The 12,477-nt window shown below is 47.9% G+C and carries 14 protein-coding genes and 1 riboswitch; all 14 genes read right to left on the minus strand.

Annotated features, from left to right (window positions below):
- Positions 1-16: 16 nt before the first annotated feature.
- The 14 genes from atpE to ACU1JV_RS21735 all read right to left on the minus strand — a co-directional run bounded on the left by atpE (position 17) and on the right by ACU1JV_RS21735 (position 12,417).
- Entirely contained in the window at positions 17-241 is a 225-nt protein-coding gene (atpE, locus tag ACU1JV_RS21670; RefSeq protein ID WP_013373437.1) for a F0F1 ATP synthase subunit C, read from the minus strand.
- Between the two features lie 104 nt (positions 242-345).
- Complete coding sequence (gene atpB / locus ACU1JV_RS21675; protein ID WP_013373438.1) at positions 346-1,170, minus strand: F0F1 ATP synthase subunit A; 825 nt, start codon at positions 1,168-1,170, stop codon at positions 346-348.
- A 29-nt stretch (positions 1,171-1,199) separates the two neighbouring features.
- On the minus strand, positions 1,200-1,580 hold the full coding sequence (locus ACU1JV_RS21680) for an ATP synthase subunit I (RefSeq protein ID WP_013373439.1): 381 nt from the start codon (positions 1,578-1,580) through the stop codon (positions 1,200-1,202).
- Positions 1,577-1,834, minus strand: a complete 258-nt coding sequence (locus ACU1JV_RS21685; protein ID WP_013373440.1) for an AtpZ/AtpI family protein — start codon at positions 1,832-1,834, stop codon at positions 1,577-1,579. Before ACU1JV_RS21685 ends, ACU1JV_RS21680 begins: the two co-directional genes overlap by 4 nt.
- A gap of 167 nt (positions 1,835-2,001) precedes the next feature.
- Positions 2,002-3,168, minus strand: a complete 1,167-nt coding sequence (gene wecB / locus ACU1JV_RS21690; RefSeq protein WP_137079396.1) for a non-hydrolyzing UDP-N-acetylglucosamine 2-epimerase — start codon at positions 3,166-3,168, stop codon at positions 2,002-2,004.
- A 111-nt stretch (positions 3,169-3,279) separates the two neighbouring features.
- The gene (gene upp / locus ACU1JV_RS21695; RefSeq protein ID WP_013312332.1) at positions 3,280-3,909 is read right to left on the minus strand and encodes a uracil phosphoribosyltransferase; all 630 of its coding nucleotides are present in this window, start codon (positions 3,907-3,909) and stop codon (positions 3,280-3,282) included.
- A 350-nt stretch (positions 3,910-4,259) separates the two neighbouring features.
- Positions 4,260-5,525 (minus strand): ABC transporter substrate-binding protein, encoded by a 1,266-nt coding sequence (locus ACU1JV_RS21700; RefSeq protein ID WP_413987113.1) that lies wholly within the window; start codon positions 5,523-5,525, stop codon positions 4,260-4,262.
- A 15-nt stretch (positions 5,526-5,540) separates the two neighbouring features.
- Positions 5,541-6,377: a carbohydrate ABC transporter permease gene (locus tag ACU1JV_RS21705; RefSeq protein WP_413987114.1), complete on the minus strand. Its 837-nt coding sequence runs from the start codon at positions 6,375-6,377 to the stop codon at positions 5,541-5,543.
- Positions 6,377-7,258, minus strand: coding sequence for a carbohydrate ABC transporter permease (locus ACU1JV_RS21710; RefSeq protein ID WP_413987115.1), 882 nt, complete (start codon positions 7,256-7,258; stop codon positions 6,377-6,379). Before ACU1JV_RS21710 ends, ACU1JV_RS21705 begins: the two co-directional genes overlap by 1 nt.
- A 175-nt stretch (positions 7,259-7,433) precedes the next feature.
- Entirely contained in the window at positions 7,434-8,684 is a 1,251-nt protein-coding gene (locus ACU1JV_RS21715) for a serine hydroxymethyltransferase (RefSeq protein ID WP_016324828.1), read from the minus strand.
- A gap of 121 nt (positions 8,685-8,805) precedes the next feature.
- A complete protein-coding gene (locus ACU1JV_RS21720) occupies positions 8,806-9,393 on the minus strand; it encodes a TIGR01440 family protein (protein WP_142612448.1) in 588 nt (195 codons plus the stop codon).
- Between the two features lie 206 nt (positions 9,394-9,599).
- Positions 9,600-9,681, minus strand: a riboswitch (ZMP/ZTP riboswitch).
- A 78-nt stretch (positions 9,682-9,759) separates the two neighbouring features.
- A complete protein-coding gene (locus ACU1JV_RS21725; protein ID WP_129550118.1) occupies positions 9,760-10,344 on the minus strand; it encodes a low molecular weight protein arginine phosphatase in 585 nt (194 codons plus the stop codon).
- 85 nt (positions 10,345-10,429) lie between these two features.
- The gene (locus ACU1JV_RS21730; protein WP_013373449.1) at positions 10,430-10,990 is read right to left on the minus strand and encodes a manganese efflux pump MntP; all 561 of its coding nucleotides are present in this window, start codon (positions 10,988-10,990) and stop codon (positions 10,430-10,432) included.
- A gap of 143 nt (positions 10,991-11,133) precedes the next feature.
- Positions 11,134-12,417 (minus strand): L-threonylcarbamoyladenylate synthase, encoded by a 1,284-nt coding sequence (locus ACU1JV_RS21735; protein ID WP_413987116.1) that lies wholly within the window; start codon positions 12,415-12,417, stop codon positions 11,134-11,136.
- Positions 12,418-12,477 lie beyond the last annotated feature (60 nt).

Below are 12,477 nucleotides of genomic sequence, written 5' to 3' on the forward strand. Positions count from 1 at the left end.
TGCTTAGTTCAATTCATTAAGCCTTAGCGTAAAAAATAAATGCCAGAACGACACCGATAATAGGTAGGGCTTCGACCAGACCTACACCGATAAACATAATAGTTTGTAAGGTGGACTTCGCCTCTGGCTGACGAGCGATACCTTCAACTGTTTTACTTACGATCAGACCGTTACCAATACCTGCGCCAAGCGCACCCAAACCTACTGCGATAGCTGCTGCTATTAATGCCCAAGCTCCCATTTTAAAATTCCTCCTTAGAGATGTGTATTTGTATTGTACATGTATTTGCAGTTAAGCGCGAAGCGTACTCCTGAACTTAACTAAAAACCTGAAACATAATTCACCTAATGTTCTTCTTCATGTGTGTCAATTGCCTGTGATATATATACGAACGTCAAAATGGTGAAGACGAACGCCTGAATGCTACCGACAAAAATACTGAATCCCTGCCAAACTACGAGCCCCAATACGGAAGCAACCATACCTCCCACACCAAGTGCTGTCATTTTCAGCAGAACACTAATCAAAACTTCGCCGGCAAAAATATTACCGAATAGACGCATACCGTGTGTCAATAGTTTTGAAAACTGTTCAATCAAGTTAATTGGCAAAAAGAACGGAAATGGCTGAACGTAATGCTTGAAGTAAGCTTTGGTATTACGGAAGATTCCCAGGAAATGAACCAGGACAAAGATCATCAATGCCAGTCCAATGGATACCCCTGCATCTGCGGTAGGTGATTTCCACCAGCTGATACCTACATGGGCAGCTTCGCCCGGGTGAGACGCCTGTGCTTGTTCTAGTGCTTCTTTGACTGGAATGATTTCATGTCCAAATACTTGGGCACTTTGCACATTATCGAATTCAGTCACAATTCCGAACGGTAAACCCAGCATATTGCCCACGAAAATGAACATGATCAGCGTCATCCCCAAGGAGAGGAAGGGCTTCCCTTTTTTCAAATCCATTGTGCTGGAAATCAGTCCTTGAACGAATTCTACGACCCATTCCATAAAATTTTGCAGTTTGCTCGGATTGTCCACAGACAAATTGCGTGTTGCAGCAAATGCTAGTCCAAATACAATCGCGCAAGTCACAAAAAGCATAATAATGACGGACAAGTCAATGTTAAACCCGCCCAATTCGATAATCGGTGATTCATGCAACATGTTTTCTCACCCCTTTCTCAGTTGAGCCATTATTTTTCCTGTAGCGTGAATATGATGCCTATAATTAAAAGAAGAAATTGTCCAGTTACCAGGCTTGCCATTACAGCGATCTCATGGAAATAGGCTGGGAACTCCATAGCCAGCACCACTGCCAAAATAGAGGTCGCCAATCGAACGCCAAAGCCAATCCCCACCTTTTTCTTCTTTCCTTCACCGGCAGCCGCACTCGCAACCTGTCGAATCTTGTAGGCCATATATAGCACATTTAGACAGCTTACTCCCGTTCCCAGAATGATTCCGTGAGCAATGTCACGATGTTGGGGCATGAAGGCGGAGACCAGGAAACACAGAGCCATAATCATAAGCGCTACGATCCATAACATCTTTTGCATTCGGGTCATCTCATTCATTTGTCCCTCAGTACCTTTCCGATCACAAGGGCAATACTCAATGCGCCTACAACCAAGCCTGCGAGAACGCTTACGCCAGTCCAGATTCCAGATCCACCAAGTTTGGCATCAAGCCATTTCCCGGCATAGAAACCACCCAGTGTGCATATCGTCAAATCAATGCCGATCGCGCTCACCAGTCCTATAGCCTTAAAGGCATTTCCGGTGTTGTTTCGGTTGTTGTTTTGCTTGGAAGGTTTGACCACTTTTCTCATGTCACCCCTGCAATTCCAGTCCATTTTACTTAAATATAAGATGCTTTGTCAATTGAGATATTTTAGCGCCCTAAAGTATAAAAATCAGTCGACAAAGCATCTAAAAATGCTGTATCCCTTGGTAACCGTACAGTTTAACTGTATGCTTACCTTGTAAAGATTAATGATTACGAACGAACGCCTTTTGTGAACATTGTGTGAAATTCTTCAGGACGTTCTGTTTGAACACCATAATGGTGCAAAATCGCATTGACAATTCTTATAGATGCTTGTCCATCACCGTAAGGATTCGCTGCCTGACTCATAGACTCATACAACGCGGAATCTGTCAAAAGAGCCTTGGTCCGACTGTACACGTTCTCTTCACTTGTACCCACCAGTTCCAAGGTACCCGCTTCAATCCCTTCCGGTCTTTCGGTCGTATCACGCAGCACCAGCACAGGTACTCCGAACGAAGGCGCTTCTTCCTGAAGACCACCGGAATCCGTAAGAATCAGATGCGTGTGCGGATAAAAATTGTGCAGATCCACTACATCCAGCGGATCAATCAGCTTAATACGCGGATGGTTGCCCAAAATTTCAAATGCAGGTTCCTTCACGGCCGGGCTCGGATGAACCGGGTAAACAATAGCAATATCCTCAAACTCGTCTGCGATCCGCTTAACCGCGTTAAAAATCTGACGGTGCGGTTCCCCTTGGGACTCCCGACGATGTGCTGTCATGAGAATTAGGCGTTTGCCCTGAGCCCAGTCCAGTACAGGGTGCTCGTAGTCCTGACGAACTGTATACTGAAACACATCCGTAACTGTATTGCCTGTTACATATATTCGCGATTCAGGCTTATTTTCCTTCCGCAAATTTCCAGCTGACAAAGAAGTAGGCGAGAAATGCAGATCGGACAGCACACCTGTGAGCTGACGATTCATTTCCTCAGGATATGGAGAAAGCTTGTTCCATGTCCGCAAACCTGCTTCCACATGCCCTACTTCAATTTGCTGCATAAAGGCTGCATAGCTAGCCAGGAAAGTCGTCAGCGTATCGCCGTGAACCAACACAATATCAGGCTTCGCCTCACGCAATACGGGCTCCAGACCTTGAAGTACACGTATGGAAATTTCATTGAGTGTCTGGCGATCCTTCATTACATCCAGATCATAGTCAGGGTGAATATTAAAAACTTCCAGAACCTGATCAAGCATCTGGCGATGTTGAGCTGTAACGCATACCACGGACTCGATATGCTCCGGATGGCGCTGAAGCTCCAAAATGAGAGGAGCCATCTTAATCGCTTCCGGACGCACACCGAAAATTGTCATCACTTTGATTTTAGACATTTTCTGTTGAACCCCTTTTCATAATAAACATCTGCCTCCCAGATCATTCCTTTCTTCAGATAGATGATCTGTCTTAGCGTCCATAGATTGTGCCAAACCGCTAAAAGTAGTCTACTTGGTTCCGTACAAGCGGTCTCCTGCATCTCCAAGACCCGGAATGATGTAGCCATGATCATCCAAACGCTCGTCCAGTGCAGCGACATAAATGTCTACATCAGGATGCGCATCCTGCACAGCTTTCACTCCTTCAGGAGCGGCAATCAGATTCATCATTTTAATTTGAGTACAGCCTCTCTTTTTCAACACATCAATTGCTGCGATTGCCGACCCGCCCGTTGCAAGCATTGGATCAATTACGATCAATTCACGTTCAGTTACATCCGTAGGCAGCTTCGTATAATATTCTACAGGTTGCAATGTCTCAGGATCACGGAACAACCCCACATGTCCTACTTTTGCTGCCGGCAAAAGCTTTACGACACCATCCAGCATACCCAAGCCTGCACGCAAAATCGGGATAAGGCCCAGCATACGACCGGAAATCACTTTACCTTCGGTTTCAGCAACTGGAGTCTGCACCGTAATGCTCTCCAGCGGGATATCCCTTGTAATTTCATAAGCCATCAAAGTTGCTACTTCATCAACCAATTCACGGAAATCTTTCGTGTTGGTCCGCACATCGCGAATAAATGTAAGTTTGTGTTGGATCAAAGGGTGATCGCAAACCACCAGTTTTGCCATAATATATTCCCTCCGGTATTATCGTCACGTTCTTCCGCACCAGCATATCGAACATCCTGATTCGAAAGGATCTATGTAACCTATTTGTACAAACCAAATAAGCACAGATGCAATGCGTGCCTGTAAATCCTGTTTATTATAACATTCCCTTGGTTGATTTAACACCTGCCACCGCAACCTTTTGTCAAGGGAAAGATATGACAAGTAAAATGCTTGGCAAGGCCCATTTACGTGTGACTTTTGTCATATAAAATCATATCAAAAAGGCTTTGACGCCCCTTGACCGTCAAAGCCTACCAGCTCTAAACTTTCTGCCTGAGATATAGCCTCTGCCACCCCATGCAATTTCTTTATCTATACTTCAGATTGTCCCACGCTCCCTGAAATTGCTGAAGCATTTCGTCCTTCGTAATAACCCCTGCAATATAGGCTTGTATACTACTGCTTAAATCCTGATTCAGTCCCTTCGGGAAGCGCTGGAAGTTCCAGCTCCATATCTTGCCTTCCTTCACGTGCCGAGATATTTCCGCACCCAAATCACCTGTGGTCTCGTCACTGGACGTGATACTTTTGAAGGCAGGAACGAACTTAAACTCCTTGGTGATATAATGTTTGCCTGTTTCTGATGTAACCAGCCAATTGAGAAATTCCTTTGCCTCCTGCTTCACAGGAGAATTTTTATTGACCACCCAGTTTGAGGCCACTCCCACAGCCAGTTTATCTCCAGTAGAGGAATCATTGTCTATGGGGCTTGGAAGAATACCCAAATTCAAGTTAGGATTAATTCCATCTATTTGCGGCTGCGTCCAGTTCCCCTGGTGCATCATAGCGGCCTTGCCTGTCGAAAACAGTGTCACTTGTGTGTTGTAGTCCGTTGTGAGCGGATTGGGGTTTCCATATTTTAAAGTCAGGTCAAGCAACTTCACCCACTGATCGAACACGGGATTATCAGGGATGCGAGCAGTTCCTTTGTTTAAATCCGCAACGTAACTCTCCGGGTTCGACTGTCTGGCAAAGGGGATATTGATAAAGTGATTTCCCAGAACCCACCACTCTGCATAGCCGTTAGCAAAAGGGATAAACCCTGCTGCTTTCAGTCGCTTGGCTGCTTCCTCCAATTCATCTAACGTCTGAGGTAGTTTGGTTATACCCGCTTTTTTGAACAAATCCTTGTTGTAGACAAAACCGAACCCCTCCAGGTTCATAGGCTGTCCATAAATCTTACCGTTAACCGTCATGGGCTTACGGGCGAAATCATCCAAGTCCTTCACCCATGGCTGATCCGATAAATTCTCCAGGTACTCAAACCACGTATCGCGATCTTGATAACCCTCATTTGTGAAAATGTCCGGCTGATCGCCTGATGCGAACTTAGCCTTCAACGAAGCACCGTAATCTGTACCCCCACCGACAGATTGGATATCCAGCTTAATGCCAGGGTGCGTTTTTTCATATTCAGCCTTCAGCTTGTTCAACGGTTCCGAAATCTCCACTTTGAATTGATAAATGTGTATCGTTTTGGTCCCACTCTGTTGAGCCTTCGTATTACCACAACCTGCAAGCATACATGTAAGCAGCAACATTAGGGAGATGACAAGCAGCACTGTCTTTTTCATCCGATATCCCTCCCATCAGCCTTTAACCGCTCCGGCCGCAATGCCGGAAACGATGTATTTTTGCATCACCAGAAAAAACACAACGATTGGCGTGATTCCAAGTACCAGTGCGGGCAACGCCAAGTCCCATTGCTTGGTATATTGACCAAACAGCATATAGGTCGCAATCGGAATCGTACGCAGCTCAGGATCATTCAAAATGAGCGAAGGCAGCAAGTAATCATTCCAGATCCATAACGTATTCAAAATAAGTACGGTCACGAACATAGGGAGCAACAGTGGACAAACGATGCGAAAGAACACCCCGTAACGAGAAGAACCGTCCACTCTCGCCGCCTGCTCAACCTCAATAGGTACCGTTTTAATAAAGCCATGAAACAGAAAAACTGATAAAGGCGCTCCAAAACCCAGATAGCACAAAATTAGTCCTGGTATGCTGTTGTTCAGACTCAATACGTTGGACACTTCCATAAGCGGCAACATAATCGATTGAAAAGGCACGACCATCGCAGCCACAAGCAGTCCGAACAGGAACCGATTAAAAAGAGTGTCATGCCGAACCATTTGGTAGGCGGCCATCGAGCTGATCAGCAGCAAAAGCGCATTGCTGACGATGGTGACGATCAGTGAATTCCCCAGTGCTGTGGGAAAGCTTATTTTATTCCAGGCGTTAGCATAGTTTTCAAAACGGAAGGTTGTCGGCCACGAAGCGGAATGAGCCAAAATGTCTCCAAAAGATTTAACGGAGTTCACGAGCAAAAAATAGAACGGAACTAGAAAGATCAACCCAACCACAATAAGCAATATTTCAGCTACCCATGTGCTTAAACGATAGTTCGATGTTTTTTCCATTACATTTCGACCTCCTTTTTCTTCGTGAGACGCACCTGAATGCTGGTAATGATCGCAACGACCACGAAGAAAATCATAGCCTTGGCAGTTCCCAATCCAAGCCGATTATTTGTAAACGCTTCATTATATATGTCCAACGCTACAGACTCTGTCGCCTTAAATGGCCCACCCTTTGTCAAAGCCAAATTCAACTCAAATACTTTAAAGGACCAGGATATCGCCAAGAACAAGCAGACGGTCACTGCTGGCATAATAAGCGGCAGCACAATATGACGTAAAATCTGTTTTCGGCTCGCACCATCAATTTGGGCCGATTCAATAAGAGCATGCGGGACATTATTTAGAGAGGATATGTAAATAACCATGAGATAACCTGCGTATTGCCACACAAATACAATGACAGTTCCCCAAAAAGCAGTCGGTCCATCACCCAACCACGGTAGTTTGAAAAAAGATAGCCCTGTCGCCTCTCCCACCGCCGAAAAACCGCGTACAAATATAAATTGCCAGATGAAGCCGAGCAGTAAGCCGCCGATCATATTAGGCATAAAAAATACAGTTCGCAGTGCATTGCGGGTACGCAATGGCTTTGTAAGCGCATAGGCCAGGAAAAAGCCCACCAGATTAGTTAGAATGACACCACATACGGTAAAACGGACCGTAAACCAAAATGCATTACGGAAATCTGGATCATCTTTAAAAATATGAACGTAATTCCCTAGCCCGAGCCATCGGACATGTTCAGATACACCATCCCAGTTCGTCATGGAATAATACAGCCCCAACAGGAACGGAATGACCATAATTAAGACGAAAAACAACGCCATCGGTCCCACAAATACGAGCTGCTGCAATAATTGCGCGGATTTTCTTTGGCTCAATGCAATCACTCCTTTGTCGTAGATCATGAAGGAAAACGCGCATAATCCTTACTGTAATCGCTTATTACCCAAAAATGTAAGTTTCGAGTCGTCTGGACACAAAAAAGGCTGTTCCCCCTCCGCTAACGAAAGGAAAACAGCCTTATCATATAAGATTAAAAGGAATGACGATGAATTAGTATTGGGTTCCTGGATAGATTGGGAACTTGTCTGTCAACTCGCCAACCGCTTGGCTTGCTTTGGACAATACAGTATCATCTTTTGGATTTTTAAGAGTATCAGCAATGATTTTACCGATTTTAACCATAGCCTCTTCATCCATACCACGAGAAGTTGCAGCAGGTGTACCAATACGGATCCCGCTAGTAACAAACGGACTCGTTGGGTCAAAAGGAATGGCGTTTTTGTTGACCGTGATACCCACGGAATCCAATACATGCTCCGCTTCTTTACCTGTGATATTCAAATTGCGTGTGTCCAACAGCATCAGGTGATTATCCGTACCCCCGGATACAATGTTAATCCCCTCTGCCAGCAGTGTTTCAGCCAGCACCTGCGCATTGCGGACTACGTTTTGCGCATAGGTTTTGAATGATGGCTGGAGCGCTTCACCCAAAGCAACTGCTTTGGATGCGATCACGTGCATCAATGGTCCACCTTGAGTACCAGGGAAGATAGCTTTATCAATCGCTTGCGCCCACGCTTTGCGAGTCAGAATTAGACCCCCACGCGGACCACGTAGCGTTTTGTGTGTCGTTGTTGTCACAAATTGGGCATGAGGAACTGGACTAGGGTGAATCCCTGCTGCCACGAGACCTGCGATATGTGCCATATCCACCATGAATAAAGCACCTACATCATTAGCAATGGAAGCAAAAGCTTCAAAATCAATAGTACGCGGATATGCACTTGCACCAGCTACGATCAAACGAGGGCGGTGCTTGAAGGCCGCTTTGCGCACTTCATCGTAGTCGATACGGAAGTTGTCTTCACGTACACCGTAAGCAGCAAAGTTATACAACAAACCGGAGGCATTAACCGGGCTTCCGTGTGTTAAGTGGCCGCCATGCGCCAGATTCATACCCAGCACAGTATCTCCAGGTTGAAGAGCTGCCAGATATACCGCCATGTTAGCTTGTGCTCCAGAGTGAGGCTGCACGTTCGCATGCTCGGCGCCGAATAATTCTTTCGCGCGGTCACGTGCAATATCTTCGACGATATCTACATGCTCACAGCCACCATAGTAGCGTTTGTTCGGATAACCTTCAGCATATTTATTGGTAAGCACGGAGCCCATGGCTTCCATTACTGCTTCACTGACGATATTCTCGGATGCGATCAGCTCGATATTGTGGCGTTGCCGTTTTAGTTCAAGCCCCATTGCTTCCATCACTGCCGGGTCACTTTTACGCAGATGTTCCATCATGATTGATTACTCCCTCTCCATGGTCAAATTGTTGGGTATACAAGCAAATGCCTGTTCCTCTGTTGGGTACCTCATCATTAATGCAAAAAAGATCAGTACTAACATGCCGACATGACAAATGCTAATCGCAGTTTCCGCCGGCTTCTTGTTCCAGACTGTACACTGCCCGTTGTCCGCCAATAAGTGGAGGACGAGTGAACGCAGCTGTCACACGTGCTTCACCAATCCAGCGAAGGCTTGGGCGAAACGGAACGGCAATTGGGCGCAGATGCATGCCAATCAGCGTTTCGCCGATGTCTATCCCGGCATGAGCCTGCACGTTCGCCGCCAGACATGCATCATCCATAGAGCGATAGGCAACGGTAGCCATAGAGCCCCCTGCTGTACGAACAGGAACAGCCGCAACCTCCATCAGTCCTAATCGCTCCAGTAGAGAACGCTCAACGACCAGTGCTCGGTTCAAGTGCTCACAGCATTGAAACGCCACGTCAAAGCCATACTCTCTGCGAACGGATTCTACTCCAGACAGCACTTGCTGAGCCACATCGAGCGCTCCTGCTGTGCCGATCCGACTTCCAGCCACTTCACTCGTGCTTGCGCCAATAACCAGCAGGCGACCAGCTTTGAGACTGGCCGCTTCCGCAATTTCCCGCACGACAGAAGCGGTCTGTGCTTCGAGTGAAATCTCATGATCCAATTGTTCTACCATTGGAACCTCCTTTGGTTGAACAGCCTCTCAGAGACTAGGCACGGTTTCATGCCCCAAGTTCAACACACTCTCTCCTGATCACAATCTGACTATATTATAGCCGATGTTTCAGATTTCGAGCAGAAAAAATGGAAGAACAAGAGGCAGCAGAAGATCTGCTGTAGCTTGTATACGAAAAAAGAGCAGTCCACACCTATGTGGAATTGCTCTTTTGCCCAGGCGACCGGCCGTATATCCGATGCTCCATCGTGGTTGATCCCACTTTTGTCGCCAGTTACACCGGATTCTCATTTTTCCACCTTATCTTAACGGATTAATCGTCGAAAATCAACAGATTCCGTACAAAATAGAGGAACGGTACCGATTTTATTCGGAAGAATCTTTTAGCTTGTCCAACAACTTATGCAAAGCCGTACGGATTTCTGCCGCTGTGACATCGTAGTCCTCACGCGAACCACCAAATGGATCTGAGATATCGAAGCCCGGAATCCGTTGGTGTAATTCAATCATTCGTTCACGCTCCTGCGTCGATAGCTCTTGTCCGAGTGAAGCCATCAACTGCTGTGAAGCATACAAGCCATCTAACTCCTGTACGTCATTCAGCACTGCGTCCCGGTCCTCCACATATTCCTTCAGCGTAAATACTTTGCCTGCCGTTTGGGGGAACCGCTGTACGACATGCTGTTTATGTCCTTGTGTCAAGGTTAAGATCAGATGTGCCCACTCGGCAAGCCCGTCGCTTAAAGGAGTTGAAGTGATCTGATCGGATATATCGTGATCACGCAGAACCGCCTCTGCATGTCGGGATATCGGCGTGCCGTCCATCGCAGCTACTCCAGCGGAACGCACGTCCAGTTCCAGACCATGCTCAGCAGCCAGCTTACGCAGCATCCCCTCAGCCATTGGACTGCGACAGGTGTTCCCTGTGCATACAAATAAGATATTCTTCAACGTCTTCACCCCCCGTATGTTGAAAAAATATATAAACAGAGGATTACTCAAATCCTGTATTTATTTTACACTGTCTACGTTAAAATCAAAACATAAACATAAAGCCGAATGCCAGCAAAATAGCACCGCCCACCGCTTCTCCATAATCCCCAAGATTACGGCTGACCTTGCGCCCCAGTAACAGCCCCAGCATCGCCATCGCTCCCCCGCAAAAACCAAAGGCCAGAACAGTCAGCACCAGGTCACTCTGGAACATTCCCAGTGACACTCCCACAGAAAATGAGTCAATGCTCACCCCAAGCGCAAACAGCAAAAGACCCAAAGGCGACCGATGATCCAATACGTGTACGCCGTCCCCCTTGAAGGAATTATATACCATATGCCCGCCCAAAAGGATGAGTAATCCCCCTGCGAAGTAGGTCGTCACATGGCCTAATAAAGAACTCATATAATGGCCTGTGAACATTCCCAGCAACGGCATCAGGATGTGAAAAAAACCAATCACAGTGCTGATGCGCAGCACGTCTCGCAGGCGTATCCCCTTCATACCGATCCCTACGCCCAGCGATAGCGCATCCATCCCTAGCGCTACCGCCATGATCAGAATCGTTACAACCTGCCCAGCATCGGCAGAGGCTGCCAGCATACTCCATCCCTCCATTATCCGTCTGTTCTTGTACACGTTATGCGGACAAGGGGCAAATCAGTACAAGCAGGCACTGAAAATACCCAAAACAGAGATAAGGAGAGAGGAGAAACTAAAATAAGAGACTCAATTCTTTACAGAAGCTACAGACGGATGATTCGATGACCTGCCGCTTTAAGCAGTCGATTCATGACGGCGTCTCCCAATCCTTTCGGCGGACAGGCTTCCGCCATAATGTAGGTGACGCCGTCCTCATCGCAGCGGCGCAGTACGCCGTATAGGCGCTGCGCCGCCTCATGAAGCGCGTCCAGCTTGCCCAGCGTGTAGACTCGTTCTCCGGCGTAGCCGGCAGCATGGTCGTCGAACGCGAGCACCGCCGTGCGCTCCCCGCGCGCGGTAGCCTCCGCCAACGCGGTGCGAATCCAGCCCGTCACTTCAACAGAAGACGGGCCTTGTACCACGCTCAAGCGGCCTCGCGGCGCGTAGTGCGTATACTTCATGCCCGGCGAGCGTGGCGCCAGGCTATCGGCGTCCTGCCCGGGTGTGTCAGCCAGCGCCGGGTCCAGTACGACAGAGCGAGCAACCGTAGCGAGCTGTTCAGCAGTCACACCGCCTGGGCGCAGAATGGTGACGGTTCCGTCGTCACCGACTTGTACTACCGTGGACTCCAGCCCCACGCCCGTGGGACCTCCGTCCAAAATGCCGCCGATGCGGCCCTCCAGGTCCTCCAGCACATGCTGTGCTAGGGTCGGACTAGGTCTTCCCGAGCGGTTGGCGCTTGGTGCAGCCAGCGGACAACCAGCTTCTGCGATTAAGCGTAGCGCTATCGGATGATCCGGCATGCGCACACCGACCGTGTCCAGTCCTGCGGTCACACGCGATGAAAGTGCCTGCGACACTACTGGCAGTACGAGAGTCAGCGGTCCTGGCCAAAATGTATTCATCAGCGCTCGGGCTGTATCGTTTATTTCCGCTACCATGCCTTTTAATTGAGCAGCATCGGAAATATGTACAATGAGCGGATTATCGGACGGACGCCCTTTAGCAGCGAATACCGCCTCTACCGCTTTAGTGCTGCGCGCATCGGCCCCCAGTCCGTACACGGTTTCCGTAGGAAAGGCTACCGTCTCTCCAGCCTGGAGAAGTACGGCGGCCTCCCGTATGCCCTTTTCCGCAGTGATTAGAGCCTGTCCAGCTGAAAGCTCGTCAGGATCATCCCCGTCTGTGTTGTTCACAGAACCAACGGGAGCCGCTTTTTCCACCTCAAAAGACGAGGTAGCAGGTATAGTCGTGTCCTCATCAGGAACCAGACATCTTACATCCCACCAGTGTGTGTGAGAAGGCTGTAATGCCTGCTCCTGCCCTGCTCTCTCTTTTTTCACAAAACCTGCGTGCAAGTCATGCATTTGGTTCACTTTATCGCTCATATCAGATCATCCCATATCTTATTGTCATACAGGCCATTTCATTGCCCTGATCTCCAAAAA

The organism is Paenibacillus sp. T2-29 (genome assembly GCF_052921365.1).

What these genes read in the sequence shown, in the direction of transcription:
- ACU1JV_RS21720 (WP_142612448.1), bottom strand. Translation starts at nt 9,393, where the DNA reads ATGGTAGAACAATTGGATCATGAGATTTCACTCGAAGCACAGACCGCT.
- ACU1JV_RS21730 (WP_013373449.1), bottom strand. Translation starts at nt 10,990, where the DNA reads ATGCTGGCAGCCTCTGCCGATGCTGGGCAGGTTGTAACGATTCTGATC.
- ACU1JV_RS21685 (WP_013373440.1), bottom strand. Translation starts at nt 1,834, where the DNA reads ATGAGAAAAGTGGTCAAACCTTCCAAGCAAAACAACAACCGAAACAAC.
- wecB (WP_137079396.1), bottom strand. Translation starts at nt 3,168, where the DNA reads ATGTCTAAAATCAAAGTGATGACAATTTTCGGTGTGCGTCCGGAAGCG.
- ACU1JV_RS21715 (WP_016324828.1), bottom strand. Translation starts at nt 8,684, where the DNA reads ATGATGGAACATCTGCGTAAAAGTGACCCGGCAGTGATGGAAGCAATG.
- ACU1JV_RS21700 (WP_413987113.1), bottom strand. Translation starts at nt 5,525, where the DNA reads ATGAAAAAGACAGTGCTGCTTGTCATCTCCCTAATGTTGCTGCTTACA.
- ACU1JV_RS21705 (WP_413987114.1), bottom strand. Translation starts at nt 6,377, where the DNA reads ATGGAAAAAACATCGAACTATCGTTTAAGCACATGGGTAGCTGAAATA.
- atpE (WP_013373437.1), bottom strand. Translation starts at nt 241, where the DNA reads ATGGGAGCTTGGGCATTAATAGCAGCAGCTATCGCAGTAGGTTTGGGT.
- atpB (WP_013373438.1), bottom strand. Translation starts at nt 1,170, where the DNA reads ATGTTGCATGAATCACCGATTATCGAATTGGGCGGGTTTAACATTGAC.
- upp (WP_013312332.1), bottom strand. Translation starts at nt 3,909, where the DNA reads ATGGCAAAACTGGTGGTTTGCGATCACCCTTTGATCCAACACAAACTT.
- ACU1JV_RS21735 (WP_413987116.1), bottom strand. Translation starts at nt 12,417, where the DNA reads ATGAGCGATAAAGTGAACCAAATGCATGACTTGCACGCAGGTTTTGTG.
- ACU1JV_RS21680 (WP_013373439.1), bottom strand. Translation starts at nt 1,580, where the DNA reads ATGAATGAGATGACCCGAATGCAAAAGATGTTATGGATCGTAGCGCTT.